Here is a 26,918-nt window from a genome sequence, read left to right on the forward strand (position 1 = left end):
AAGGATGGCCGCGCGGAGCTCGCGTCGCCAGTCCAGAATCTGTACTGGCCTCGGAGCGCGCAAGAAGCTAGATTGGCGCCATGATCGACTACGGCCAGTTCTGCACCGTCGCGCGCGGCGCCGAGGTGCTGTGCGAGCGCTGGACGCCGCTGGTGGTGCGCGAGCTGATGTGCGGCAGCACGCGCTTCAACGACATCCGGCGAGGGGTGCCGCGCATGTCGGGCTCGCTGCTCGCGCAGCGCCTGCGCAAGCTCGAGGAGGTCGGCGTGGTCAAGCGCGTCCAGGGCACGGGCATCTCGGCCGAGTACCACCTCACCGGTGCCGGCGAGGAGCTGCGCCCCATCGTGATGGCACTGGGCCACTGGGGCGCACGCTGGATCGGCAGCCGCCTCAAGCGCGGGCAGCTCGACGCGGGCTTCCTGATGTGGGACATCCGCCGCTTCGTGCACCTGGACAAATGCCCGGCCGGACGCTGCATCGTGGTCCACTTCCGCTTCACCGATGCGCCCGAGGGCGAGCGGCGCTGGTGGCTGGTGATCGACCAGGGCACGGCCGATCTCTGCCGCGACAACCCGGGCGACGAGCCGACGCTCGTCGTCGAATCGACCGTGCTCGCGCTGACCGAGATCTGGACCGGCGACCGCGAGGCGGAGGACCAGATCCGCGAGCGGCGGGTGCGTCTCACCGGCGGAGCGCGCGATGCCCGCGACCTGTGGCGCTGGCTGGGCCGCAGCGCCTTCGCCGAAACGCGGACCGCGGCGCGGGCTTGAGGCGCCCTTCGCTCGCCGCGGGACCATGACACGCTGAGGGCTTTCACCGAGCCCCCTTTGCGCCGCACGCGGCGCATACTGGCGGAAAAGCCCGCATCGGCCCACCCACGAGGGCCCCGGGCGGCAGCAAGGAGACAAAGCTTTGCAGCGAACCGATATCGCGAACCCGGCCTATTTCCACAAGGTCGTCGATTGCCAGTACGCCTGTCCGGCGCACACCCCCGTCCCCGAGTACATCCGACTGATCGCGCAGCGCCGCTACGGCGACGCCTACATGATCAATTGGGTGTCGAACGTCTTCCCGGGCATCCTCGGGCGCACCTGCGACCGGCCCTGCGAGCCGGCCTGCCGGCGCGGGCGGGTGGAAGAGAGCAACGCGCAAAAGCCCGAGCCGGTGGCGATCTGCCGGCTCAAGCGCGTGGCCGCCGACATGAAGGAAGACGTGCGCGCGCGCATGCCGGTACCCGAGCCGCGCAACGGCAAGCGCATCGCCTGCATCGGCGCGGGGCCGGCCTCGCTCACCGTCGCGCGCGACCTGGCGCCGCTGGGCTACGAGATGACGGTGTTCGACGAGGGCACGCAGGCCGGCGGCTTCATGCGCACGCAGATCCCGCACTTTCGCCTGCCCGAGTCGGTGATCGACGAGGAGACGGGCTACATCCTGGACCTCGGCGTCGAGTTCCGCGGCGGGGAGCGCATCGACTCGATGAAGGCCCTGATGGCGCAGGACTGGGACGCCATCTTCGTCGGCTGCGGCGCCCCGCGCGGGCGCGACCTCGACCTGCCCGGCCGACAAGAGGCCGCGGCCCGCATCCACATCGGCATCGACTGGCTGGCCTCCGTCTCCTTCGGCCACATCACGAGCATCGGGGAACGCGTGATCGTGCTGGGCGGCGGCAACACCGCCATGGACTGCTGCCGCTCGGCGCGCCGCCTGGGCGGCACCGACGTGAAGGTGATCGTGCGCAGCGGCTTCGAGGAGATGAAGGCTTCGCCGTGGGAAAAGGAGGATGCGCAGCACGAGGGCATCCCCATCATCAACTTCCACGTGCCCAAGGCCTTCGTCCTCGAAGACGGCAAGCTGGTGGGCATGCGGTTCGAGATCGTCCGCGCGCAGTACGACGCGCAGGGCCGGCGCTCGCTGGTGCCCACCGGCGAGCCCGAGGCTTTCTTCGAATGCGACGAGGTGCTGGTGGCGGTGGGCCAGGAGAACGCCTTCCCCTGGATCGAGCGCGATTGCGGCCTCGACTTCGACAAGTGGGGCCTGCCGGTGCTGGACAAGACGACCTTCCAGTCCTCCGTGCCGCATGTGTTCTTCGGCGGCGATGCGGCCTTCGGCCCCAAGAACATCATCGAGGCCGTGGCCCACGGGCACGAGGCCGCGGTGTCGATCGACCGGCTGCTGCACGGCGAGTCGATCCAGCTGCGCCCTGCCCCCATGACCAACCTGATGTCGCAGAAGATGGGCATCCACGAGTGGAGCTACGACAACGACATCACCAACGACCTGCGCTACAAGGTGCCCTGGGCCAAGGCGGAGATGGCGCTGGCCAGCATCCGGGTTGAGGTGGAGCTGGGCTTCGACGCCGCCACCGCCTTCAAGGAGGCCGAGCGCTGCCTCAACTGCGATGTGGAGACCGTGTTCACCGAGGTCGCCTGCATCGAATGCGATGCCTGCGTGGACATCTGCCCGATGGACTGCATCAGCTTCACCGCCAACGGCGAGGAGGCGGAGTTGCGTCAGCGGCTGAAGGCGCCGGCGCTCAACCTGGCGCAGGACCTGTACGTGTCCGGCGGGCTCAAGACCGGCCGCGTGATGGTCAAGGACGAGGACGTCTGCCTGCACTGCGGGCTGTGCGCCGAGCGCTGCCCCACCGGCGCGTGGGACATGCAGAAGTTCCTGATCAAGATGACGCCGGCGGGGCCGCAGTCTCGCGATGCGCGCGTTGCACCGAAGCAGGGGGTGCCGGCATGAGCGCCACACTTCCGCCCAGAGGCGCAAAGCCCCCGCTGGAGGGCCGCGAAGCCCACGAGATGGCGAGCGCGGCCGCCACGCCTTTCATCGAAGCCGTCAACGACTTCGTCATCAAGTTCGCCAACGTCAACGGCTCCGGCTCCGCCTCGGCCAACGAGCTCTTCGCCAAGGCCATCCTGCGCATGGGCGTGCCGGTGAGCCCGCGCAACATCTTCCCGAGCAACATCCAGGGCCTGCCGACCTGGTACGAGGTGCGCGTGTCCGAAGCCGGCTACATGGGCCGGCGCGGCGGCACCGACATGATGGTCGCGATGAACCCGCAGACCTGGGACGCCGACGTGGCCGAACTGGTGCCCGGCGGCTACCTGTTCTACGACAGCACGCGCGCCCTGCCTCCCTCGAAGTTCCGCGAGGACATCCGCGTCATCGGCATGCCGCTGACCGAGATCTGCAACGCGGTCTACCACGACCCGCGCCAGCGCCAGTTGTTCAAGAACATCGTCTACGTCGGCGCCCTGGCCATCCTGCTGGGCATCGAGCCCGAGGTGGTCGAGAAGCTGCTCGGCGAGCAGTACAGGGGCAAGGAAAGGCTGCTGGCCTCCAACGTGCAGGCCCTGCACCTGGGCTGCGACTTCGCGCGCGAGCACCTGAGCGCATCGGTGGGGCTGCGGGTGCGGCGCGCCGACCGCGTGGGCAAGCGCATCTTCGTCGACGGCAACAGCGCCGCGGCGCTGGGCTGCGTGTACGGCGGCGCCACGGTCGCGGCCTGGTACCCGATCACGCCCTCCTCCTCGGTGGCCGAGGCCTTCCAGAAGTACTGCGCCAAGTTCCGCGTCGACCAGTCCACCGGCCAGAACCGCTTCGCCATCGTGCAGGCCGAGGACGAGCTGGCGTCGATCGGCATGGTGGTGGGGGCCGGCTGGAACGGCGCGCGCGCCTTCACCGCGACCTCGGGCCCGGGCATCTCGCTGATGGCCGAGTTCATCGGGCTGGCTTACTTCGCCGAGATCCCCGTCACCCTCATCAACGTGCAGCGCGGCGGGCCTTCCACCGGCATGCCCACGCGCACCCAGCAGGCCGACATCCTGTGCTGCGCCTACGCCTCGCACGGCGACACCAAGCACGTGCTGCTGTTCCCCGAGGACCCGCACGAGTGCTTCGAGCATGCCGCCGCCGCGCTCGACCTAGCGGATCGCCTGCAGACCCCCGTGTTCCTGATGACCGACCTGGACATCGGCATGAACCAGCGCCTGTGCGCGCCCTTCGAATGGGACGAGAGCCGTGCCTACGACCGTGGCAAGGTCATGACGGCCGAGGAGCTGGAAGCCGGCCGCGACTTCGGCCGCTACAAGGACGTGGACGGCGACGGCATCCCCTGGCGCACCTTGCCCGGCACGCACCCGACCAAGGGCAGCTTCTTCACCCGCGGCACCACCCGCGACGCCTACGCGCGCTACTCGGAGCGCGGGCCCGACTACATCTACAACATGGAGCGGCTGCTGAAGAAGTTCGCGACCGCCGCTGCGATGGTGCCGCAGCCCGTGCTGAGGCCGGCCGCGCAGGCGAGCGAGCTGGGCGTGATCTATTTCGGCTCGACCAGCCCTGCCATGCACGAGGCGCTGGAAGCGCTCGAGGCCCGCGGCATCCACCTGGACGCGATGCGGCTGCGCGCCTTCCCCTTCCCGCAGAGCGTGGTGCAGTTCCTGGCCGGGCACCGGCAGGTCTTCGTGGTCGAACAGAACCGCGACGCCCAGATGCGCAGCCTGCTGATCAACGAGCTGGACATCGACCCGGCCCGGCTGGTGCGCGTGCTGCATTTCGACGGCACGCCCATCACGGCGCGCTTCGTCACCGAGGCGATCGCTGGGCATGTGCGCAAGCAGGCGCCGGGCGCCGGCAGCGACACCAAGGAGACTGCATGACCTACCTGGCCAAGCCCAAGCTGCGCCACCCCACGCTGGCCACCAACAAGGTCGGCTACACGCGGCGCGACTACGAGGGCAAGATCTCCACCCTGTGCGCCGGCTGCGGCCACGACTCGATCTCGGCCGCGATCATCGAGGCCTGCTGGGAGCTGGACATCGAGCCGCACCGCGTCGCCAAGCTCTCGGGCATCGGCTGCAGCTCCAAGACCCCGGACTATTTTCTCGGCGCCTCGCACGGCTTCAACACCGTGCACGGCCGCATGCCCAGCGTGCTGACCGGCGCCAACCTGGCCAACCGCGACCTGCTCTACCTGGGCGTCTCGGGCGACGGCGACTCGGCCTCCATCGGCCTCGGCCAGTTCGCCCACGCCATGCGGCGCGGCGTGCGGATGGCCTACATCGTCGAGAACAACGGCGTCTACGGCCTCACCAAGGGCCAGTTCTCCGCCACCGCCGACGAGGGCTCCAAGAGCAAGAAGGGCGCGATCAACACCGACAGCCCGGTCGACCTGGTGGGCATGGCGCTGCAGCTGGGCGCCACCTACGTCGGACGCGGCTTCTCGGGCAACAAGGCGCAGCTCGTGCCCTTGATCAAGGGCGCGATCAGCCACGGCGGTGCCGCCTTCATCGACGTGCTCAGCCCTTGCGTCGCATTCAACAACCACCCCGGCAGTACCAAAAGTTACGACTACGTGCGCGAACACAACGAAGCGGTGAGCCGCATCGACTTCATCCACAGCCGGGAGGAGATCAGCGTGGACATGGCGCCCGGCGAGGTGATGGATGTGCGCCAGCACGACGGCACCCTGCTGCGGCTGCGCAGCCTGCACGCGGGTTACAACCCCGGCGACCGCCATGCCGCCATGGCGTACATGCAGCGGCACCAGGAGATGGGCGAGGTGGTGACCGGGCTGCTCTACGTCGACCCGCTGGCGACCGACCTGCACACGGCGCTCAACACCAGCGCCCGGCCGCTCAACCAGTTGGGGCCCGGCGAGCTCTGCCCCGGCGGTGCGGCGCTTGAAAAACTCAACGCCTCCTTGCGCTAAGCGCGGCCTCGTCGCAACATGCCGCTTTTGCTGGAGGATGGGCCATGGCGGAAGAACGTACTGTGTTTCAGTCCATATCGCGCAAGCACGTGCTGAGCCTGGGCCCGCACGCCAGCGTGCGCGATGCGGCAGGCGTGATGACCCGCGCCAACTGCGGCAGCGTGCTCATCATGGAGCCCCCGGACATCCTGCTGGGCATCCTCACCGAGCGCGACCTGATGACGCGGGTGCTGGCCAGGGGGCTCGATCCGGATCACACCGCCGTGCGCGAGGTGATGACGCCGAATCCGATCTGCGTGTCGCCGGAGACGCTGGTGTCGGATGCGGTGGTGTTGATGCTCGAGCGGGGGTTCCGGCACCTGCCGCTGCTGTCGGGGAAGAAGATCCTGGGGGTGTTTTCGGTGAGGGATGCGCTGCCGAGGGAGATCGGCGTGGCGTTGGGGCAGGCGGAATTCAATGCGCAGGTGAATGACGTGTTGGGGTAGAGAGCGCCAGCGCTAGCTGTAGAACCCGTCTTCCCACCGCGCCTGGTTCTTCACCGCGACCTTCACGAAGGCCGTGCGTTGCATGACCTCCATCATGAGCTTGTTGACCAGGCGCGGCACGAGCGGCAGGGGCCGCAGGAAATCCACGAAAAGAACGATGCGCCAATGCGGCGTCCGGTTCCATGCCTCGTGCATGAAGGTGTCGTCGAAGACCAGCGACTCGCCTTCGGACCAGTTCCTGAGGATGCCGTTGACGCGAATGGCGCAAGTCTCGTCCGATGCCGGAACGCGCAGGCCGAGGTGATACCTGAGAACCCCGTTGTAGGGGCCCCGATGCTCGGGGATGACCTTGCCGGGGGCCAGGATGGAGAAGAAAGCCGTCTTCATGCCGGGAATGAGCGCCAGCGCCTCGGCGGTGCGCGGGCAGCGCTGCATGTTCTTCGGGAAGTCGACGCCGTAGCCTTTGAAGAAGAAGGTCTTCCAGCCGGCATCGCTGGTCAGCGTCGCCTGTTCCGGCGAAATGTCCTGGAAGCTCGGGAGCCTCTGGACGTCCTTGAGCAAGGCGTCCAGTTCGGCGCGGATCTCGGGGGTTCGGGCCTCCAGAAGCCGGGGCCAGGGCAGATCGCCGGACGCGAAGAAAGGTTTGTCGCCGAGCAGGGAATGACGCCTGTTCATGCGCTCGGCGGCCATGAGCGTGCGGAACAGGATGCGGGCGGGCAGGTTCCTCAGCATGGGCTTCTTGGAGTTGTGACTTTCATCGATCCGTTGGTTGAGAACCAGCGACCAGAATCCGGGCATACGCGAGCCTGCGCGCCGTTCAACCAGACCTGCTCTTCATCCAGTTGCAACGAGGTCGAAGGGTCGATGTCGAAGTCGACCCCAAGCACGCGCCCGACATCGGCATGTTCGACAGGAAGCTCCCAGGTCAGGAACACTTGGGTGCAATCCTGGTCAGGCCCGAAGTCGGCCACATCGAAGCTGCCGCTCTGGCGCCTGATGACGGCGTGCGGCTGGCCCGTATCGAAGATCACAGCGGTGCCCCTGGCAAGGGGAATTCGATGACCTGCGACGGGAAAGTGCAAGTCCAGTCCCTTGTCCTCGCTCAGGAAGAGATTGCAAAAGGCCGCGCCGCCGTAGTGCGCGCCGTCGTGGTGGTACTTCGCGCCGCGGCAAGCCATGAGGGCGACGTCGCTGGCGGCCAGCACCTCCTGCAGGCCGAGCGTGCGCGTCCAATCGGACGCCGCATGCACGCAGTGCCTGTAGTCCGGCCAACGCGCACGCGCTCGCGCCAACGGCAATGCCTCGACGTCCCCGGGCTCCAGGCCCAGGCGCATCGATGTCTCCCTTTCCCAATCCGCCAACAGCCTTGCAGGCGGCACAGGCACATCGACGGTGCCTGAGAGCACGACATCGCTCACGCTTCGACTGCGGATGTGATCGCCGCTCCAGAAGTAGGACACAAGGAGGTCTCGCGCATGCGGCGAAGGGGAAAGGGTCATCCGGTGCCTTAGCATGTTCTCGTACATCTCCCGGCCTGGGAAGCGAGCCTTGGCCTGCTGTTCGTGAGCTGGTGTCGAGCAACGCGTCCAAGCTACCCGCAAGCCGCGACCGGAAGTCCGATCATCAAAGATTGCGTGGGAGCACTTACGGTTCCGGCCAATTTAACACCCGCGCCCACAGCCGCACCCACCGTGGGATTCAACCCCTCCACGCTCTTAAGCGCGATGCCCGCGGGGGATTCGTTCTGGAACGCCGCCACTGAAGCGCTCCAGCCGCTGCTGATGGCGCTTCCCAGACCAGCGGCCAGTTCCATTGCTTCGCGGGCGATCAATCTGGAAGCGTCCGTCCCTGTTTGCCGGGTTGTTGTTGGTGCGGTTGATGTTCTGCACGTAGTCGGCCGCAACGGTGGCGCCGCTCTGGGCCGAGGCCAGGTGGTTGGCGGCGTTGTAGCCGGCGGCACTGGCAAGGTCGATGCCGGCCTTGAAGGTGTGGGGCTTGTAGCTCGGATCAAAGACGACCCAGCTGCCGTTGATCCTGGCCTTGACCCAGACGTGCTCGAAGGACACATCGGTGAGTGCGGCCACGGTGCCCGGGCAGCTGCCGGCGCTGGTGGCGTTGATCTCGTAGACGGGGATCTGGGCCTGGCCGAGCAGGGACAGGACGCCGCAGGCGTTGGCGGTGCTCACGCCCCACCACTCACTGAGCTGGGCGGCGCTGAGCTTGGCGATGCCGCGCACGTAGTTGGCCTCGAAGCCGGAGGCGCGCAGGAGTTCGACCATCAAGGCCGTCTGGTCGTGTGCCGTGGCTTGGTTGTCGAGGACGGCGCCGAGGGCTCCTTTTTGCGTGCCGTAGGTGGGGTAGTACTCGATGTTGTTGCGGACGTACTGGTAGATGAGGTCGGGGTGGTGGCGCAAGGAGCGGGCGAGCTCGGCGATGGAGGCCGGGCCCAGGGCGTTGCCATCGCCGGAGATCTTCATGACCGAAGTCGAGGTCGAGGTCTTGCTGGTCTTGGGGGCCGCAGTGACGCCTTGATTGACGTTGGCCGGAAGCACCCTCGCCTTCAGGACGCGCTGCGCGTCGGCGAAGGTGACCGGGGGCATGTTGGCGCGCAGGACGCCGGGGGCTGGGGCGAACTCGCCGGCGCCGGCAGCGCCAACTGCGGTAGCGCCGCGGGCGGGGAGAACGGCCGCCTCCTTCGCACCGTCCTTGACGGCCTCGCGCCGCACCGGGTCCTTGGCCGTGGGCAGGTCGTCCGGCAGGTAGCGCAAGGCGGGCTGGCCGCTGGCGAAGTTCAGGGAACTGCCCGAGCCCGCCGTGGCATTGGGGGACGAGCGCTGGCTGGCATTGCCCTTGACATTGGCACTTGCGACGGGAACGCCGAGGGCGACCGCAGGCGGTGCCGCCTTGCGAGCCGCACCGCTCTGAATCTGCGCGGCAGCGATGCCGCCTGCAAGCGATGTGGCAACGGCCACGACAACGGCGCAGGCGCGCGCGAGCTTGGACATGGGAACTCCCCGAGGATTTTTGTTGGAGAACTTGCTGCACGCATTCGGACGTGCAGCGAGAGCCGGCTGGCTACGGCGAAGTGGTCACCACCGAGGTGCGATTGCCCCCAGCGTCATACCCGTAGGTGATGGCGGTGACGGAGCTGCCGTTGCTGTAGACGGCACTGGCCAGACGCCCCAAGGCGTCATAGCCATAGCTCACTGTTCCGGCGTGGCTGGAACCGGCGCCCAGCAACAGAAGCCCGGCCAGGGCTGCTCGATGGACGTCGCGACGCGACGTGGATGGTTTCATGCGTTTTTCCCGTTGCTGTTGACGGGGCGCATTAGGCCTTGAATGGGTGCCTTGCGAAACTACCAAACTTGGTAGGACAGGCCTGTAAGACTTCTGCCTGCTTTCTGTTCGCTGGAGCACAAGTCCGAACTCGCACTCCTCCGCGCGGGTCAGTCGTTGATCTCTGGTTCGACCAGCCTCGCCAGGTTCAGCAGCGACTCCTGCCAGCCCAGATAGCACGCTTCCAGCGGAATCACGTCAGGCACGCCTTCCTGGACGATGGTCAGCTCGGTGCCCACCAAGACCTGCTTCAGCGTGACCGTGACGTGCATCTCTCCGGGCAGGTTCGGGTCGTCGAACACATCGGTGTAGCGCAACCGCTCATTCGGCACGAGCTCGCGGTATTCGCCGCCCCAGGAGTGGCTCTTGCCCGTGGTGAAGTTCGTGAACGACATCTTGTACTTGCCGCCCACCTTGGCGTCCATGCTGTGAACCTTCCCCGTGAAGCCATTGGGTGGCAGCCAACGCGCCTTGGCGTCGGCGTCGAGGAAGGCCCGATAGATCTTTTCCGGTTTCGCGGCAATGACTCGATGCAGTTTGACTGTGTTGGTGCCCATGAATTTCTCCTTTCGATTCCGAAAGTCTGGGAGCCTACGAATGATCCCACTGCAGCGCAAGGACCAGGAAGCCGCGAATCCTGCCAGAGGGCGCGCTTCACAGAGCCCGCCACTCATCGAGGCAATGCGCCGCAAGCGCCGTCACCCACAGCGGCTCATCCGGATCGAAGGCCAGGCCGAAGCGCGGGCTGACGACAAAGCCCGCGCGCTCGAACACCCCCGGATCCTCGCGCCGCACAAAGGACGCCAGCGCATCGAAGGGCACCGCGACATTGCCGAAGCTCACCACCCGCGCCTGCAAGGTGATCTCTTCCAGCCTCCCGCCGTCCTGGAACCGGTAGACCACCGACTGGTAGTCGAGCTCGTTCAGCCCGACGTCGTTCCGGCCGGTCCTCGAGGGCTGGCCTCGCATCTTCACGATCTCCTCGCGCGAGACCGAGAAGGGGATTCCGTCGACGCTGACGAAGGGGTCCAGGTTCATGCAAGAGGCAGCATGCCAGAGACCCGATTGCCCTAGTGGCCCACTAGGGCTGCGCTGGGTTCGGGTCCCCGGCCCCGCCCAGCGCCTTGGTCAGCATCACCAGATCCATCGCCAGCCGCCCTCCACTGTCCACCTGGTCCCGCTGCGCCTGCAGCAGCGTGCGCTGCGCGTCGAGCTGCACCAGGAAATCGGTCAGCCCATGCGCGTAGCGCACCCGCGCCAGCTCCCACGCATCCCGGCTCTGCCGCTCCTTGTCGGCGAGCTGCAGATGCCGCTGCCGCTCTGCGGCATAGGCGCTCAACGCATCGTCGATCTCGTGCCAGGCCTTCAGCACGGTCTGCTGGTAGGCCACGGCCGCTTCCTGCTGCTGCAGCTCGCGCAGGGTCACGGTGCTGCGGCGCCTTCCACCATCGAAGATCGGCAATTGCAGGCTCGGCCCGACGGACCACTGCCGGCTCCCCCACTCGCCGAAGTTGCGGCTCCCCACCGACTCGAAACCGAAATTCGCGCCCAGCGTGATGCGTGGATACAGGTCGGCCACGGCCACGCCGATGTTCGCGGTGGCCGCATGCAGTTGCGCCTGCGCGCGCCGGATGTCGGGGCGGCGCAGCGCCACCTCGGAAGGCAGGCCCGGGGAGAGATCGGGCAAGGCAGCTGCAGGCCCGTCGGCAGGCGCCGCGAGCTGCGCCTGCAGCGCGCCGGGCCGTTCGCCGAGCAGCAGTGTGATCTGGTTGCTGGCCTGCGCCTCCTGGCTCAGCAGTTGCGGCAGGCGCGCGCGCAGATCCGCCGCCTGGGCCGCCTGCCGCCGCACGTCGAGATCGGTCGTCAGGCCGCCGTCGGCGCGCGCCCGCACCAGCGTCAGCGTCTCCTCGCTGGCGGCGATGTCGGCGCGCGCGATGCGCAATTGCCGCTGGGCCGTGCGCAGCTCGAAGTAGTTGCGCGCCAGCTCCGACTGCACGGCCAGCTGCACCTGCGCGAGCATGGCCTGCGAGGCCACGACGTCGGCATCGGCCGCCTCGACGGCACGCCGCACGCGCCCCCAGAGATCGAGCTCCCACGAGGCATCGAAGCCGGCCTGGTAGAGGTTGTGCGGCTCGCTCAGCGCGCCGATCAGCTGCTCGCGGTTCGAGGGGTTGAGCGCATCGATCAGCCGCGTGCCGGAGCCGACCTCGCTCTGGCGCTGGCGCGCGACGGCGGCGCTGGCATTGAGCTGCGGGCCGCGCTGCCCCTCGGCCTGCTGCCGCTGTACGCGGCTCTGGGCAAAGCGCAGTGCGGCGGTCTGCAGGTCGTGGTTGACGGCGAGCGCCTTCGCCATCAGCGCATCGAGCACCGGGTCGCCGAAGGCCGACCAGCCGAGGGGCGTACCGGCTGCATCGCGCGCCTGCGCATCGAGCAGCTCGGCCGAGCCGCCGTGCCAGGCCGAGAAATCGGCCGGCGCCTCGGGCGCGGGCGCCTTGAAATCCGGCCCGACGGCGCAGCCGCCGGCCAGCATCAGCGCTGCGAGCAGGGGCGCGCAGCGGAACATCAAAGAGGAGGAGCGTTGCGGTTTCTTCATGTCGCGCTCTCTTTCATACAAGACGATGGCGGAACAGCCAGGCCGCCAGCGGCAGCGTGACGGCCGCGATGACGACCAGGGGGATGAGGTTGTGCCAGACGGTGAGCAGGCCCACGCCCTCGAGGTACACGCGCTGCACCAGGTCGATGGCGAAGCGCAGCGGGTTGGCGAGCGTTGCGATCTGCAGCGCCTCGGGCATGTTGCGCACCGGCGTGGTCAGGCCCGACAGCAGCATCAGCGGCATGATCAGCACGAAGGTGTAGAGCATGGCCTGCTGCATGTTGGCCGACACCGCCGAGATCGACAGCCCGATGCCGACGCTGGCGATGGTGAAGCAGAGCAGGCCCGCGTAGAGCGTGACGAAGGAGCCGGCCATCGGCACCTTGAACCACAGCAAGGTGACGCCCAGCACGATGGTGGACTGCACCAGCCCGATCAGCACCGGCGGCACGGCCTTGCCGATCATGATCTCGGTGGGCGTGAGCGGCGTGACCAGCAGCTGGTCGAAGGTGCCCTGCTCCCGCTCGCGCGCGACCGAGAGAGCCGTGAGCAGCAGGGTCTGCAGCATGCTGAGCGCGGCGATCATGCCGGGCATCAGGTTCCAGCGGGTCTCGAGGTTGGGGTTGTACCAGGCGCGCGAATCGATGCGCACCGGCGCCTGCGCACCGCCGTGCTGCGCGCGCCACTGCGCGTTGAAGTCGGCCACCACCGCGCTCACGTAGCCGGCGGCGGAGCCGGCGGTGTTGGAGTTGCGCGCGTCCACGATGAGCTGGACGGCAGCCTCTTCGCCGGCCTGCATCTGCTGCTCGAAGCGCGGGCCGATGTGGAGCACGAACAAGGCATCCTGCGCATCGATGACGCGCTCGATGTCCGCCGGCGTGCGCAGCGTCGCGGCGCGGTGGAAGATGCCGGTGCCTTCCAGCCGCACGACCAGCGCGGTCGAGGCCGCGCTGTGGCTCTGGTCGAGCAGCGCGTAGTCGGCCTGGTTGAGGTCGTAGGTGGCCGCATAGCCGAAGAGCAGGCTCTGCATGAGCGCGGGCACGATCAGGATGGCGCGGCTGGCCGGGTCCTTCAGCACAGCCAGGAATTCCTTGCGGCAGAGGTTGAGGATGCGCAGCACGGTGTCGATGAAGGAAGCATTCATGGCGGTCGGCCTCAGTCGAGTGTCTTGCGCGTGGTCGCGCGCGCCACGCCGAGCAGCAGCACGGCGTAGGCGATGAGGATGGCGCCGTTGCGCAGCACCAGCGGCCAGACGTCGCCGGCCAGGAAGATCGTGCGGATCAGCTCCATGAAGTAGGTGGCCGGCAGCACCTGCCCCACCACGCGCACTGCGGTGGGCACGTTGCGCAGGTCGAAGAGAAAGCCCGACAGCATCAGCGAGGGCAGGAAGCTCGCGAGCAGCGCAACCTGGCTGGCCAGGAACTGGTTGCGCGTGACCGCCGAGATCACAAGCCCGATGCCCACCGCCACCAGCATGTAGAGCATGGCGCACAGCACCAGCAGCGCGAGCGAACCGACCATCGGCACCTCGAAGAGGAAGCGCGCGGCCAGCAGGCACAGCGCCAGGCCGACCATGCCGACGCCGAAGTAGGGAATGATCTTCGCCAGCAGGATCTCGACCGGGCGCACCGGCGTGACGAACAGCGCCTCCAGCGTGCCGCGCTCCCATTCGCGCGCCATCACCAGCGCCGTGAGGAAGGCTCCGACCAGCGTCATGATCAGCACGATCAGGCCCGGCACCAGGTACCAGGTGCTGGTGTTGGCGGTGTTGAACCACAGGCGCTGCTCGACGCTCACGCGGCCGATGGCGGCTGCGGGCTGGCCGCGGTCGGCCTGGCGTTGGGCGTTCTGCTGCAGAGCGGCCGTCGCGTAGCGCAGCACGATGCTGGCGCGGCCGGCGTCGGCGCCGTGCACCAGCAGCTGGATGCGCCCATCGCCCGCCGCCAGCCGGCGCGAGAAGTCGCCGGGCACGCGCACGATGCCGTCGACCCGGCGCTCGCGCATCAGCAGCTCGGCATCGTGCATCGAGCCCAGCATCACGGGCGAGATGTAGGGCGTGAGCTGCAGGCCGGCGACGGCGTCCATCGCGGTAGGCGAGCTGTCCTCCATCACCACCGCCAAGGGTGCGTTCTTCACGTCCAGCGAGAGGCCGAAGCCGAAGATCAGGATCAGGATGATGGGCAGCAGGACGCCGATCGCGATGCTGGCCGGGTCGCGCAGCAGCTGGCGCGTTTCCTTGCGCGTGAGGGCGGCGAGGCGTGTATGGAATCCGCTCATTGGTCAGGCTCCCGTCCCAACTGAACGCTGCTCATGTCGCGGCCCTCCGTTCGCGCGACTGGGTCACGATGCCGATGAAGGCCTCTTCCATGTCCGGCGCGCGGCCCGCCTGCTGCCGCACCTCCTGCGGCGTGCCGATGGCGAGCAGCCGGCCGGCGTCCTGGATGACGATGCGGTCGCAGTACTCGGCCTCTTCCATGAAGTGGGTGGTGATGATCACCGTCACGCCGGCCTCGGCCAGCGCGGTGATGCGGCGCCAGAACTCGCGCCGCGCGAGCGGATCGGTGCCGCTGGTGGGCTCGTCGAGGAAGAGGATCTCGGGCTCGTGCAGCAGGCCGGTGGCCATCGCCAAGCGCTGCTTGAAGCCGCCGGGCAGCAGGCCGCTGGCGGACTGCTCCTGGCCCCGCAGCTCGAACTGATCGAGCACGGCCTGCATGCGCTCGCGCAGTCGCGCGCCGCGCAGGCCGTAGGCGCCGCCGAAGAACTCCAGGTTCTCCTGCACCGTGAGGTTGCCGTAGAGCGCGAATTTCTGCGAGACGTAGCCGATGCGCGCGCGCGCCTGCGCCCGCGCATGGCGCAGGTTGACGCCGGCCACCTGCAGGAAGCCGCTGCTCGCGGGCAGAAGGCCGCACAGCATGCGGAAGGTGGTGGTCTTGCCTGCGCCGTTGGGGCCCAGCAAGCCGAAGATCTCGCCGCGGCGCACGCTGAAGCTGGTGCTGGCGACGGCGGTGAAGTCGCCGAAGGTGCGCACCAGGTCCTTGACCTCGATCACGGTTTCGTCGGCATCGCCGGGCACCGTCACGCCGGCGGCCGTCGCGCTCGGTGCCGCGCTCTTCTGCTGCTGTTGGGCACGCAGCAGCACCATGAACCCGTCCTCCAGGCGCGCGGGCACGGGCTCGCAGGGGGCGCCGTCGAGCAGCGCGGCCAGCGCGTCGGTGTCGGCCGCGGGCTGGCGGATCAGGCGCACCTCGCCGCCCTGCGGCACGGCATCGATGATGGTGGCGGGCGCATCCAGCAGCTTCGCCTGCAGGGTGCGCGCGGGCATGCCCTGCGGCGGCTTCGCGATGAAGCAGAGATCGCGCGCGTTGTCGCGAAGCGCCTGCGGCGCGCCCTGCGCGAGCAGGCGGCCCTCGTGCAGCACGAAGACCCGTGAGCACCGCTCCGCCTCGTCGAGGTAGGCGGTGCTGACGATCACACTGAGCCGCTCGTCGTCGACCAGCTGCCGCACGATCTCCCACAGCTCGCGGCGCGAAAGCGGGTCCACGCCCACGGTGGGCTCGTCGAGCAGCAGCAGCTCGGGCGAACGCACCAGCGTGCAGGCCAGGCCCAGCTTCTGCTTCATGCCGCCGGAGAGCTTGCCTGCGGGGCGCGCGGTGAAGCGGCCGAGGTCGGTCATCTCCATCAGGCGCGCATAGCGCTCGGTGCGCTCCTTCTTCGGCACGCCGTGCAGGTCGGCGTAGAGGTCGAGGTTCTCCTGCACGCTCAGGTCCTCGTAGAGGCCGAAGCGCTGCGGCATGTAGCTGATGCGGTCCTGCACGGCCTGCGGGTCGGCCGCAACGTCGATGCCGAGCACCTGCAGCGTGCCCTGGTCGGCGCGCATCAGGCCGGCGGCGAGGCGCAGCAGCGTGGTCTTGCCGGCGCCGTCGGGGCCGACCAGCGCGCTGAGCGTGCCGGCGGGGATGTCCAGCGACACGTCGGCGAGCGCCTGCACCGTGCGCTTCGTGCCCTTGAGCTCGAAGCGCTTGTGCAGGCCATGGCCCACGAGCGCGGGCATGGCGGCGTTCATCAGCGCCCCGCGGCGACGGGCGTCGCGTTACCGTTCAGCGATAGGCGCACGGTGACCGGCATGCCCAGTCGCAGGCGATCCTCCTTGTCGTCGGCCAGCACGCGGATTTCGTAGACCAGGCTGCTGCGCAGCTCCTCGGTCTGCACGGTCTTGGGCGTGAACTCGGCGACGGAGGAGATGTAACCCACCTTGCCGGACAAGGGCTGCCCTGGCTGGCTGTCGATGCTCAGCGCGGCGGCCATGCCGGGCCTGACGCGGCCGAGGTCGGCCTCGGCCACATAGGCGCGCACCCATTTCGGGTCGGTGATGGCGAGCGTGTAGACGGGGCGCTGCGGCGAGGCCATGTCGCCCGGCTCCATCAGGCGGGCGCGCACCACGGCGTCGATGGGGGCGCGCAGCTCGGCCTCTTCGAGCTGGCGGTTGAGCAGCGCGAGCTCGGCGCGCGCCACCTCGAGCTGGGCCTGGGCTTGCGCGATGTCTTCCTTGCGCGGGCCGGTCACCACCAGCTGCTGGGCCTTGCGCGCGTTCTCCAGCTGCGCCTGCGCAACCTTGCGGCGGGCCAGGGCGCTGTCCAGGTCCTGCTGGCTGACGGCACGGCCGGCGGTGGTCTGGCGGATGCCCTGCAGGCGCTCCAGCTGTTGCGCGGCCAGGTCGGCATCGGCCTGGGCGGCGGCCACGCTGCCGCGGGCCTGAGCAACCTCTTCGGGGCGGCTGCCGCTCTTCAGGCGCAGCAGGGCTTGCTCCTGCACGCCGATCTGCGCCTGGGCCTGCGCGGCGCGCAGCTTCAGCGTGCGGGTGTCGAGCTCGCCGAGCACCTGGCCGGCCTTGACGCGGTCGCCCTCCTCCACGTTGAGCTTGCCGATGCGATCGCTGCCGTTGAAGGCCAGCGAGACCTGGCGCTGGTCGACGTTGCCGTACAGCACGAGGCTCGAGGCGTCCGCGGGTTGGCGGTTGAAGTACCACGCGGCCGCAACGAGCGCCGCCACGATCACGATGCCGCCGAGGATGAGGGGTTTCTTGTTCATGGATGGGCTTTCTCGCCAGGGTGTCGTCGATGCAGTAGACTGGATCTTAGCGAATTTGAATTTAAATTCAAACTAATCCCGAGTTCCGGGCGATCCCATTCCCTCGCCATGCCCACAGCCTCTCGAAAGAAATCTCCCGCCGCGCGCACGGCGCGCGCACCGCGTCCGGACGGCACCGCCACCCGCGCGCTACTGTTGCAGACCGCCGGCCAGGTGTTCGCCGAGCGCGGCTATGCCGACGCCACCAGCAAGGAGATCTGCGAGCGCGCCGGCACGCCGATGGCGTCGATCAACTACCACTTCGGCAGCCGCGAGGCCTTGTACGAGGAGGTGCTGATCGAGGCGCACCGGCAGATCGTGAGCGTGGACGAACTGGTCGAGATGACGCGCGCGCTCGGCGATCCGCGCGACAAGCTGCGCGCGCTGCTCGGGCACATGCTGGCGCCCTCTTCGCGCGAGAGCGCGCCCTGGGGCTTTCGCGTGATGCTGCGCGAGGTGATGTCGCCGGGGGCGCTGGCGCCGGCCTTGGTCGAGAAGGCGGTCAAGCCCAAGGCGAAGCTGCTGCTCGGGCTGATCGCGCAAATCCTGGAGCTGCCGCTGGACCATCCTGCCGTTCAGCGCGCGCTGGTGTTCTCGGTGCTGCCCTGCATCGTGATGCTGGTGGCACCGAAGGAGATCCCGCGCAAGGTGCTGCCGGCGATGGCGAAGGACGGCGAGGGAATGTTCGAGGACCTGATGCGCTATGTGCTCGCGGGGCTGGAGGCGCTCGCGAAGGCGCATCGGGCTGCGCCCTCTCCCGGGTGGAAAAGGAGGACAAAACCGGATCCGTTTGACTCCCTCCCCTTCCGGGGAGGGGCTGGGGTGAGCACCGGGCCTTCGAGAGGAGTCCCTACCCCATCCGCCCGGCAACACTCCAACGCCCGCAGCCGCGTCCATACCCATGCGCCGCGAGGATGTCCGCCGCATGCTGCCCGAACCCCGGCGACGCGAAGGCCTTCGGCCCCGGCGTGCTGCCGAACTTGACCGGCTTGTCGAACCCGCGATAGCCGCCCACCTCCGGATGGCTGAAGTGCGACACCATCTGCTCGGCCAGCACCTGCTCGTCCACGAACATGTCCTCGACCGCACGCGCCGCCGCGCAGGGCACGGCCTCGCCGAAGATCGCCTCCCACTCGAGCGCACTGTGCTGCTGCAGCGCGGCGCGCAGCTGCGGCACGATCTCCGCCGCATGCTGCGCGCGCTTGCGCACCGTGTCGTAGCGCGGGTCCGCGGCCAGCGCCTGCAGCCCGGTGCGCTCGCACAGCGCAGCCCAGAAATGCGCCGTGTTGGCCGACAGGTACAGGTGGCCCTCGCGCGTCGGGTGCAGCCCGGTCACGCCGCCCGAGCGCATGTCGCGCCCCACCTCGCGGCCCTCGCCGTCGGCCCACACCAGGCGCGCCGACTGCATTGCCAGCGCACTGCGCAGCAGCGACACGCCCACGTACTGCCCGCGCTCGCTGCGCGCGCGCTCCACCAGCGCGGCGCTCACGCCCATCGCAAGCATCGAGGCCGCGTAGTAGTCGACCACCGAGCCGTAGACGATCTCCGGCGGCCCGCCCGCCTTGCCCTGCATGGCGCAGATGCCGGTCATGCTCTGCAGCACCTGGTCGTAGCCGGCCTTGTCCTTCAGCGGGCCCTCCTCGCCATAGCCGGTGACGGCGCAGTAGACCAGCGCCGGATAGCGCTCGCGCAGCTGCTCGTAGCCGATGCCCAGGCGCGGCGGCACCGAAGGCCTGAAGTTGTGCACCAGCACGTCGGCCTTCGCCAGCAGCCGGTGCAGCACCTCCAGGCCCTCGGGCTTCTTGAGGTCCAGTGCCAGGCCCTTCTTGTTGCGGTTGACGCCGATGAAGGCGCGACTCTCGGCCTCCAGCGTGGACGGGTACTTGCGCAGGTTGTCGCCGCTGGGCGGCTCGATCTTGACCACCTCCGCGCCCATGTCGGCAAGCAGCGTGCAGCCGTAGGGCCCGGCGATGTAGGCGCTGAGGTCGAGCACGCGGATGCCCGTGAGCGGACCGCGCTGCGCCTCGTCTGCCTGGTTCGTCGTCGTCATGGGAATGTCCTCCGGTTCACTGGGGGGCGATGCGCGCATTCTTCGCTGCCTGGCCCCACTTGCCGATCTCGCTTGCGATGAAGCGAGCGAAATGCTCGCGCGTATCCGCCGCCGGCGTGAAGGACAACGCCTTCAGCCGCTCCTGCATCTCGGGCGTGGCCAGCGCGCGTTGCACTTCCTGGTTGAGCTTGTCCAGCACGGCGGGCGGCGTCTTCGCCGGTGCGGCCAGGCCGATCCAGCCCACGGCCTCGAAGCCCTTGAGCCCCTGCTCGGCCAGGGTCGGTGCCTCGGGCAGCAGCGGCGTGCGCTGCGCAGAGCCGACGCCGATCACCTTGAGCTTGCCGGCGCGCACCTGCGGCAGCACCGCCGGCAGCGCATCGAACATGAACTGCACCTGCCCGCCGATCAGCTGCGGCTGCGCCTCCGCCGCGCCCTTGAAGGGCACGTGCACGGCCTGCACGCCGGCCTGGTGCAGGAACATCTCGGTCGCCAGGTGCGAGGTCGAGCCGTTGCCCGCCGAGGCGTAGCTCATCGAGCCGCCCTTGGCCTTGGCGATGAACTGCTGCAGGTTGTCGAAGGGCGCCTCGCGGCTGGCGACCATCGTCTGGATCACCAGGCCCACGTTGGAGACCGGCGCGAAGTCGCGCACCGGGTCGTAGGGCAGCTTCGCGTAGAGCGCGGGCGCCGCGGCGAAGCCGGCGCTGGTGGCCATCAGCAGCGTGTAGCCGTCGGGTGCGGCCTTGGCGACGAAGTCGGTGCCGATCGTCGTGCCGGCACCCGCCTTGTTCTCCACCACGAAGGGCTGGCCCAGCGAGCGCGAGAGCTGCTCGGCCACCACGCGCGCGAGTATGTCGGTGGCCTGGCCGGCCGCGATGGGGACGATCAGGCGCACGGGGCGGTTGGGGTAGTCGGCCTGCGCGTGAGCGCGCGGGGCGAGCGCCAGCAGTGCGGCGCAGGACGCGAGTGCAAGAAGGCCATGGCGGCGGATGAGGGACATGGTGTCGGGATCTCTGTGAAGGTTCAGGCGAAACCGTAGAGGCGCGCCGGGTTGTGGGCCAGGATGGTGGTGCGGGTGGCGGTGTCGGGGACCCAGTCGCCGAGCAGATCGAGCAGCCGGGCATCGTCGGGCTTGTGCGTTTCCTCGGTGGCATGCGGCCAGTCGCTGCCCCACACCAGGCGCTCGGGGGCGATGCGCACCAGGGCGCGTGCGGTCTCGATGGTGTCGGCATAGCCGGGCGCGCCGCTGCGCGTGTTGAGGTAGGCGCCGCTGAGCTTGACCCAGGCACGCTCCTTCTCGAGCAGTTCCCGCACCAGCGCAAAAGCGGGCTCCGCGTGCTCGCCGCCCACCGGCAGGCGCGCCAGGTGGTCGAACACGATCGGACACGGCACCTGCCGCAGCACGTCCGCATGCGCCGCGATCTGCGCTGCCTGGAAGTGCAGCTGCAGATGCCAGCCCAGCGGCGCGATGCGCTCGGCCAGCGGCATCAGCATGTCGAAGCGCGTGGGTGCGCCGGCGGCGGCATGCAGCGTGAGTCGCAGGCCGCGGATGCCGCCGGCGTCGAGGCGGCGCAGCTCGGCGTCGCTGGCCTCGGGCGTCAGCACCGCGATGCCGCGCGTGTGGGCCGCGCCCAGCTGCTGGATCGCGTCCAGCGTCGCGCTGTTATCGGTGCCGTAGGCGCGCGGCTGCACCACCACCGCGCGGCGCGTGCCCAGGCGGCGTCGGATCGCGCGGTAGTCGGCGGCCGTGGCCTGCACGGGCGTGGCCGTCAGCTTCTCGCCGGGCGCCTCGGCGAAGCGCGCGTCGAACACATGGATGTGCGCGTCGCAGGCATCGTCCGGCAGCGCGTCGCGCGGCGGCGCGCTGCCGGACGAGTTGGGAAAGGCCTCGCTCGTCATCATTCGGTCGAGATGCCGGCGTCCTTGGCCACCTTCTGCCAGTACGGGATCTCGCGCTGGATCTGCGCGGCGAACTGCGCCGGCGTCAGGCCCGCGGGCTCGGCGCCCTCGCGCAGCAGGAAGGCCTTCATCTCCGGCCCTTCGACGATCTTGTTGATCTCGCTGTTGAGACGCTGAACCACGGCAGGCGGCGTGCCCGCCGGCGCCAGCATGCCCCACCAGATGCCGAAGCTGTAGCCGGGAATGGCCTGCGCCATCGGCGCCAGCTCGGGCGCGGTGGCCGACGGCTTCGCGCTGGTGATGCCGACCGCGCGCACCTTGCCCGAGCGCAGTGCCGGCTGCAGCGAGGGGCCGCTCGCGATCAGCACGTCGACATTGCCGCCCATCAGGTCGGTGGTCGCGGGCGCCATGCCGCGATAGGGGATGTGGGTGATGAAGACGCCGGCGCTCGACTTGAGCAGCTCGGTCGCGAACTGGTTGGTGCTGCCCGGGCCGGAGGAAGCGTAGTTGAGCTTGCCGGGCCGCTGCTTGGCCAGCGCCACCAACTCCGCGGGCGTCTTCGCGGGCAGGTCGGCGCGCACCGCGACCACGAAGGGACCCTGCGCCATCATGGCCACCGGCGCGAAGCTCTTCACCGGATCGAAGGGCAGGCGCGGCTGCACGGCGGCATTGGTGACGAAGCTGGAGGACACCGCCGCCAGCGTGTAGCCGTCGGCCGGCGCCTTGGCCACGATGCCGGTGCCCAGCGTGCCGCCGGCGCCGGGCTTGTTGTCGATGAGCACCGGCTGGCCCAGCACCTCCGCCAGGCGCCGGCCGATGGCCCGCGCGAACACGTCGTTGGAACCGCCGGCCGGATAGGGCACGACGATGGTGATCGGGCGCGCGGGCCAGGCCTCCTGCGCCGAGGCGCCGGCGCAGAAGGCCGCGGCGCCGAGCAGCGCCGCCAGTGCGCCCGCGACGCGGCGCATGCCGATGGGGGAGGAAAGGAAGGGGCCAGCAAAAGTCATGTCGTCTCCGGTTTGCTTGTGGTTCGAAATCGATCGGTGCGCTGTGCTCAGTCAGCCCTGGGGCAGCAGGCCCAGCCGCCGTGCGTCGGCGAGCACGGCCTCGGCGCCGCGCACGAAGGGGCCGTCCACCATGCGGCCATCCACCATGTACGCGCCCACGCCGCGGGCCTGCGCATCGCGCGCGGCCTCGACGATGCGCAGCGCGCGCTCGATTTCGGCCTGCGGCGGGCGGAACACCTGGTGCGCCAGCGCGATCTGGCTGGGGTGGATGCAGCTCTTGCCCAGGTAGCCGAGGCGGCGCGCCATCTCGGCCTCGGCCAGATAGCCCGGTGCGTCCTGCACGTCGGCGAAGGCCGCGTCGTAGGCGAACACATTGGCCTCCCCCGCCGCCATGCGCATCGCGAACATCGCCGCGTGTACGTTGGCCGTGTCGCGGCGCGCGATGCCCAGCGGCTCGAAGAGATCGCCGAATCCGAGCTGCAGGCCGGCCACGCGCGCATGCGCCTGCGCCATTGCGGCGGCCTCGCGCAGGCCGCGCGGTGACTCGACGTTGAGCATCAACCGCACCGGCCGGCTCACGCCGTTGGCACGCTCGGCCGCCTCCAGCGCAGCCGCGGCGGCGCGCACCTGCTCGACGGACTCGGCCTTGGGCAGGTTCAGCAGGTGCAGGCCCTCGCACACGACGGCCGCGACGTCGGCTTCGAAATGCGCCGTGTCGATCGCGTTGACGCGCACGATCAGCGTCTTGCCCGAGGCCTGCGCGGCCGGCGAGCGCAGCAGCTCGCCGATCAGGCTTCGCGCCTCGGCCTTGCGCTCCTCGGCCACGGCATCCTCGAGATCGAAGGACAGGGCATCGGCGGGGCCCGACAACGCCTTGGTGAAGAGTTCCGGGCGCGAGCCGGGAACGAAGAGCTTGCTGCGCATGCTTGTCTGTCTCCAGAAGATTTGCGGCCGAGTCTGCGCTCGCGTATCGAAAAGAAAAACCACCTGGTGCTATCTTCAGAAGGTAGTTTTTCTTCATGGTCCGGAGGCACGCCTTGAACACCGACTTCCTCAGGAGCTTCGTGGCCGTGGTCGAGCACGGCTCGATGGCCGAAGCCGCACGCCGGCTCAACCTCACGCCCGCGGCGGTGGGCCAGCAGGTGCGCGCGCTGGAACGGGAGATGGGCACGCCGCTCGTCAAGCGCCTGGGCCGCACGGTGACGCCCACCGAGTCGGGCGACCGCATCGTCGAGCGCGCCCGCGAGCTGCTGGGCCAGGTGGCCGACCTGCGCACGGTGGCCAACGACGCGACGCTGTCGGGCGACCTGCGCCTGGGCGCCGGCCCCAATGCGCTGCTGGGCATGGTGCCGGACATCCTGGCCGGGCTGGTGAAGCGCTATCCGGGCGTGAGCGTGTACGTGCAGCCCGGCTACTCGATGGACATGCACCCGGCGGTGCAGCGCGGCGAGCTCGATGCCGCCATCGTGCTGCAGTCGCCGGTGGCGCTTCCCAAGGCCCTGGGCTGGCAGCTGCTGCGCGAGGAGCCGCTGGTGGTGCTGGCGCCCGCCCGATGGGCCAACGCCGATCCGCACGAGCTGCTGGCGACCCAGCCGCTGATCCGCTACGACCGCACGCAGTGGGGCGGCCGGCAGGCCGAGCAGTACTTGCGCAAGGCCGGCATCAAGCCGCGCGAGCGCTTCGAGCTCAATGCGCTGGGGGCGATCGCGGTGATGGTGGACCGCGGGCTGGGTGTCTCGCTGGTGCCGGACTGGATTCGGCCCTGGCCCGAAGGATTGCGGCTGGCGCGGATTCCGCTTCCGCTTCCCTTCGAGCCGCGGCGCCTCGGGCTGATCTGGTCGCGGGCCTCGCTGCGGTTGCGGCTGGTGGAGGCGGTGCGTGGGAGGAGGCGATGGCCTTGTTTCCGGTGGGCTGCAGGGGGCGGCGAGGCGTGGGGGCGTTAAAATGCTCAGGAACGGGTAGGACCTGTAGGTGCTCTTGTCGGCGATCACGTCGGCCTTTCCGATGATCAGCAATCCGCCGCCTGCCCCCTTCTTGACGATCACCTTGTCGTAACCCGGCACGCCCAGGTCCATCCCGTCGGTGATGGGCTTCTTGTCCAGCAGCAGCTTTGCCACGCGGTTCATCGCCAGGCCGGCGTTCTTCGGGTCCCAGAAGCCGATGCCTTTCACCGCGCCCGATTCGAGCAGCTTGGCCGTCCGGCTGGGCAGGCCCGTGCCGTAGACGCATGTCTTGCCCTGCAGCCCGGCCTCTTCGACAGCGCGGCCGATGCCGATGACGTCGCTCGACGCCGAGCCTTGGAAGCCCTTGATGTCGGGGTGCTTCTTCAGGATTTCCCTGGCCTTTTCATATGCCTTGTCCGCGTCGTCGTTGGATTCGTTCAGGGCATCTACCAGAAGCATGCCTGCGTGCTTCCTGGCGTTGGCTGCACCGCCATCGGTCCACTGCACATGGGTGCGGCTGCCGCGTGTGCCGACGAAGGAGGTCCACTTGCCGGCGTGACCCATGCACTGGGCCATGCGCTCGTTCAGGCTGGCACCGAAGGCGGCGTTGTCGAAGGCTTCGATGTCGGCCATGGTGTTCTTCTGGTTGTCGGCCTCGTGGGTCACCACGACGATGCCGCTCTGCATGGCCCGCCTTGCCACTTCTTCGATGGCCGCCGGATCCGTGGGCACGATGGCGATCGCGTCGACCTTTCTGTCCACCGCTTCTTCGATCAACTTGAGTTGCGGTGCCGCGGCCGCTTCGGTCGGCCCGACCTGACTGGTGCTGACACCGGACGAAGATCCACCGAACGCCTTGACGCCCTCTTCCATCCGCTTGAACCAGGGGATGCCGCTCACCTTGACGATCGTGATGATCGTTTGCTTGTCTTGGGCGGATGCGCTGGCGGTGGCCATCATGAATGCCAGGGCCACGGCAGAACGGAAAGGTTTCTGGATCATCGATGTCTCTCCCATGTCGTTGCAAGGGCTCGAAGTCTAGGGCCTATTCACATGCAAATCTCAACGCGCCGAGCTCGAGGCGAGGAAGCATGCGGCTCGATCGTTATGGAACCAAAACGAATGAGCCGTCACCTACTTCGGGCTCGTGAGGCGCACAGCGGGGCCATCACGATGACCAATGAACGTCACGGACAAAACATCATGAACTCTACCCAAAGACAACTTACACCACCGAATGCGAGCACCTCGCGCCTGCCGCTCACGCTCGATCTGACACAGGCCAGCCCGCCACTACGGCCGGATTTGAAAGAGGTTCTTTCTCCTCGATTGGCCTTGTCGCCAAGGTCCGATAGACGCTTGCCGCGCATCCAGCCAAGCCAGCCATCCCAGCCGCTCAAGCCTCTGCAGAGTGAGGGCTGCGGCAATCGTTGGAAAGCTGTGCAGGAGTGCCTGACAGGGATCAAGGGCCTGGAAGTGCACGACACCGAGATCGTTGCAACGGCGCAGCTGGGCGCGACAGCGCTCGACTCCATTGCCAAAGCCATGGACTTCTTGCTGGACCTGTGCAACTTCACCGCGGCTGGCACGCTAATACGCATGTGCAGACCGATGGCGCTGCTGAAACTGTTCCAGGAATTCCCCGGTTTGATGGCCTGCGACGCGACGGAAGTTCGCGAAGCCATCGACGAGACGTTGGGCATAGGGGCAGGTGGTGCGTTGGCCCGCAAGGACTATTCTCGTTTCTTCACGCTACTGTCGTCTTGCTCACCAAAGGCAAGGCCACGCTTTCTGAGCGAGTTGTCGCCGCTCACCAAAAACATGTTCAAGGATTTGGACAACCCCCTGTTCATCGACGCCGTGCGCATGATGCGGAAACACATCGTGGCGCTGGGTGCGAATGCACGCGAAACAGGGCTGCGCTCGCTTCTGTCGATCGCTGGCGATCTTGATCCTGCCAAGGCGCTGGCGATGAAATGCCTTGTCTGGCCCGCCTTGACCACCCTGGATCAAAGTCATGGCGATCTCTTCAAGCTGGCACGGCTGCCGGTCATGACGAGGCGATTGCTTGAGGATTTACCGGGCAGCTTGCGAAGCAGGGTCCTGCGCGTCGCAGTGGACCAAGTGGTGGCGGAGCGCTCCGTCGAGAACGTGAATCGCCTGCGCGAACTTGCATCGCTGTCCAACGAAATCGACACACACCTCGCCATCAGGCTGAGATCGCGCATCACGCGGGCGTTGATTGGATTGCCCGGGCAGTGGGACGAAGCCGCTAGCGAAATTTGCGCGCAGATCGAGGTGGCCTTCAGCGTAGAACTGAGGTTCCAGATCGCACTGGACAAACTCTCTCCCGCTGATCAAAAGATTCAGCAAATGAGCAATGAGGCTCTGAAGGCCAACGCCAAGGCCCGGGATTTTCGGAACGCGATGCGCGCCGGGAACTTGCACGAAGCCGCAGAGATGATCCGTGATTCGCAGGACCTCGCGTTTCGCGCCGCGGCCTCAGCAAGACTGCTCGAGGTCGCCGTCGACAAGCTTGCAGAGGTCGGAATTCAGGTTCGCGAGCGCCAGAGGACAGAACCGGAAGATGACGAAGCAGCGAAGAAGCAGACCTCGGTGGCGCACGACATCGCGCTCATGCTCGTCGTGACCGGCGAGCCGCGCCACAAGGAACTCGCAGCGACGGTCAGCTCGCTGGTCGGGGCACCAAAGTTCATTTCAATGCTGCTTGAAAAACTTGAAGCTCCAGGCCACGACCTGCG

Annotated in this window: 22 protein-coding genes and 2 pseudogenes; 7 read left to right on the top strand and 17 right to left on the bottom strand. The window is 68.3% G+C overall.

Translation table 11 applies throughout. From position 1 onward, the window contains the following. Positions 1-80: 80 nt before the first annotated feature. From GXN78_RS22625 to GXN78_RS22645, 5 genes are all read left to right on the top strand, one after another. The gene (locus tag GXN78_RS22625) at positions 81-770 is read left to right on the top strand and encodes a helix-turn-helix domain-containing protein (protein ID WP_204162269.1); all 690 of its coding nucleotides are present in this window, start codon (positions 81-83) and stop codon (positions 768-770) included. A 142-nt stretch (positions 771-912) separates the two neighbouring features. Beyond that, positions 913-2,745 carry an FAD-dependent oxidoreductase gene (locus GXN78_RS22630; protein ID WP_106557151.1) on the top strand — a complete coding sequence of 611 codons (1,833 nt, stop codon included), beginning with the start codon at positions 913-915 and terminating at the stop codon, positions 2,743-2,745. A 59-nt stretch (positions 2,746-2,804) separates the two neighbouring features. After that, positions 2,805-4,667: a 2-oxoacid:acceptor oxidoreductase subunit alpha gene (locus GXN78_RS22635; protein WP_106557152.1), complete on the top strand. Its 1,863-nt coding sequence runs from the start codon at positions 2,805-2,807 to the stop codon at positions 4,665-4,667. After that, on the top strand, positions 4,664-5,719 hold the full coding sequence (locus GXN78_RS22640; RefSeq protein ID WP_106557153.1) for a 2-oxoacid:ferredoxin oxidoreductase subunit beta: 1,056 nt from the start codon (positions 4,664-4,666) through the stop codon (positions 5,717-5,719). The genes GXN78_RS22635 and GXN78_RS22640 overlap by 4 nt, the downstream gene beginning before the upstream one ends. Positions 5,720-5,763: 44 nt before the next feature. Continuing rightward, positions 5,764-6,204: a CBS domain-containing protein gene (locus GXN78_RS22645; protein WP_106557154.1), complete on the top strand. Its 441-nt coding sequence runs from the start codon at positions 5,764-5,766 to the stop codon at positions 6,202-6,204. 12 nt (positions 6,205-6,216) lie between these two features. Here GXN78_RS22645 and GXN78_RS22650 read toward each other — a convergent pair whose 3' ends face one another. The 11 genes from GXN78_RS22650 to GXN78_RS22700 form a co-directional block, all read right to left on the bottom strand. Continuing rightward, positions 6,217-6,936, bottom strand: coding sequence for an aspartyl/asparaginyl beta-hydroxylase domain-containing protein (locus tag GXN78_RS22650; protein ID WP_164255662.1), 720 nt, complete (start codon positions 6,934-6,936; stop codon positions 6,217-6,219). Then, positions 6,930-7,703, bottom strand: a complete 774-nt coding sequence (locus tag GXN78_RS22655) for a hypothetical protein (protein WP_106557207.1) — start codon at positions 7,701-7,703, stop codon at positions 6,930-6,932. The genes GXN78_RS22650 and GXN78_RS22655 overlap by 7 nt, the downstream gene beginning before the upstream one ends. A 216-nt stretch (positions 7,704-7,919) precedes the next feature. Further along, positions 7,920-9,209, bottom strand: coding sequence for a transglutaminase domain-containing protein (locus tag GXN78_RS22660; protein ID WP_106557156.1), 1,290 nt, complete (start codon positions 9,207-9,209; stop codon positions 7,920-7,922). 70 nt (positions 9,210-9,279) lie between these two features. Next, positions 9,280-9,501 carry an RHS repeat domain-containing protein gene (locus GXN78_RS22665; RefSeq protein WP_106557157.1) on the bottom strand — a complete coding sequence of 74 codons (222 nt, stop codon included), beginning with the start codon at positions 9,499-9,501 and terminating at the stop codon, positions 9,280-9,282. 149 nt (positions 9,502-9,650) lie between these two features. Continuing rightward, positions 9,651-10,097, bottom strand: a complete 447-nt coding sequence (locus tag GXN78_RS22670; RefSeq protein ID WP_106557158.1) for an SRPBCC family protein — start codon at positions 10,095-10,097, stop codon at positions 9,651-9,653. A gap of 97 nt (positions 10,098-10,194) precedes the next feature. After that, positions 10,195-10,578 carry a hypothetical protein gene (locus GXN78_RS22675; protein WP_106557159.1) on the bottom strand — a complete coding sequence of 128 codons (384 nt, stop codon included), beginning with the start codon at positions 10,576-10,578 and terminating at the stop codon, positions 10,195-10,197. 43 nt (positions 10,579-10,621) lie between these two features. Continuing rightward, positions 10,622-12,133, bottom strand: coding sequence for an efflux transporter outer membrane subunit (locus GXN78_RS22680; protein ID WP_106557160.1), 1,512 nt, complete (start codon positions 12,131-12,133; stop codon positions 10,622-10,624). A 13-nt stretch (positions 12,134-12,146) separates the two neighbouring features. Then, positions 12,147-13,277 (bottom strand): ABC transporter permease, encoded by a 1,131-nt coding sequence (locus GXN78_RS22685; protein WP_106557161.1) that lies wholly within the window; start codon positions 13,275-13,277, stop codon positions 12,147-12,149. A gap of 11 nt (positions 13,278-13,288) precedes the next feature. After that, entirely contained in the window at positions 13,289-14,410 is a 1,122-nt protein-coding gene (locus GXN78_RS22690; RefSeq protein ID WP_106557162.1) for an ABC transporter permease, read from the bottom strand. Between the two features lie 31 nt (positions 14,411-14,441). Then, complete coding sequence (locus GXN78_RS22695) at positions 14,442-16,184, bottom strand: ATP-binding cassette domain-containing protein (protein ID WP_239142862.1); 1,743 nt, start codon at positions 16,182-16,184, stop codon at positions 14,442-14,444. Between the two features lie 11 nt (positions 16,185-16,195). Next, complete coding sequence (locus tag GXN78_RS22700; RefSeq protein ID WP_106557164.1) at positions 16,196-17,221, bottom strand: HlyD family efflux transporter periplasmic adaptor subunit; 1,026 nt, start codon at positions 17,219-17,221, stop codon at positions 16,196-16,198. Between the two features lie 108 nt (positions 17,222-17,329). Here GXN78_RS22700 and GXN78_RS41410 point away from each other — a divergent pair. Then, positions 17,330-17,872: pseudogene (locus tag GXN78_RS41410) on the top strand (TetR/AcrR family transcriptional regulator); the annotation flags it as partial. Positions 17,873-18,110: 238 nt separating this feature from the next. Here the strand turns inward: GXN78_RS41410 and GXN78_RS22710 are convergent. Genes GXN78_RS22710 through GXN78_RS22730 form a run of 5 tightly spaced genes read right to left on the bottom strand, consistent with a single transcriptional unit; the run spans position 18,111 to position 23,137 of the window. Continuing rightward, entirely contained in the window at positions 18,111-19,310 is a 1,200-nt protein-coding gene (locus GXN78_RS22710) for a CoA transferase (protein ID WP_164255666.1), read from the bottom strand. 16 nt (positions 19,311-19,326) lie between these two features. Further along, positions 19,327-20,307, bottom strand: coding sequence for a tripartite tricarboxylate transporter substrate binding protein (locus GXN78_RS22715; RefSeq protein ID WP_106557167.1), 981 nt, complete (start codon positions 20,305-20,307; stop codon positions 19,327-19,329). A gap of 23 nt (positions 20,308-20,330) precedes the next feature. Then, positions 20,331-21,209, bottom strand: a complete 879-nt coding sequence (locus GXN78_RS22720; RefSeq protein WP_239142863.1) for an amidohydrolase family protein — start codon at positions 21,207-21,209, stop codon at positions 20,331-20,333. Continuing rightward, the gene (locus GXN78_RS22725; RefSeq protein WP_239142864.1) at positions 21,206-22,213 is read right to left on the bottom strand and encodes a tripartite tricarboxylate transporter substrate binding protein; all 1,008 of its coding nucleotides are present in this window, start codon (positions 22,211-22,213) and stop codon (positions 21,206-21,208) included. The genes GXN78_RS22720 and GXN78_RS22725 overlap by 4 nt, the downstream gene beginning before the upstream one ends. A gap of 51 nt (positions 22,214-22,264) precedes the next feature. Beyond that, a complete protein-coding gene (locus GXN78_RS22730; RefSeq protein WP_106557169.1) occupies positions 22,265-23,137 on the bottom strand; it encodes a CoA ester lyase in 873 nt (290 codons plus the stop codon). A 113-nt stretch (positions 23,138-23,250) separates the two neighbouring features. Here GXN78_RS22730 and GXN78_RS22735 point away from each other — a divergent pair, with 113 nt between their 5' ends. Then, positions 23,251-24,156 (top strand): LysR family transcriptional regulator, encoded by a 906-nt coding sequence (locus GXN78_RS22735; RefSeq protein WP_164255668.1) that lies wholly within the window; start codon positions 23,251-23,253, stop codon positions 24,154-24,156. 9 nt (positions 24,157-24,165) lie between these two features. On the opposite strand, the pseudogene GXN78_RS22740 reads toward GXN78_RS22735, so the two are convergent. After that, positions 24,166-25,158 (bottom strand): annotated as a pseudogene (locus GXN78_RS22740) (substrate-binding domain-containing protein); the annotation flags it as partial. Positions 25,159-26,918: the final 1,760 nt, after the last annotated feature.

The sequence above is a fragment of the Variovorax sp. WS11 genome (assembly GCF_010499245.1).
In the GTDB taxonomy this organism is placed as follows: Bacteria; Pseudomonadota; Gammaproteobacteria; order Burkholderiales; family Burkholderiaceae_C; genus Variovorax.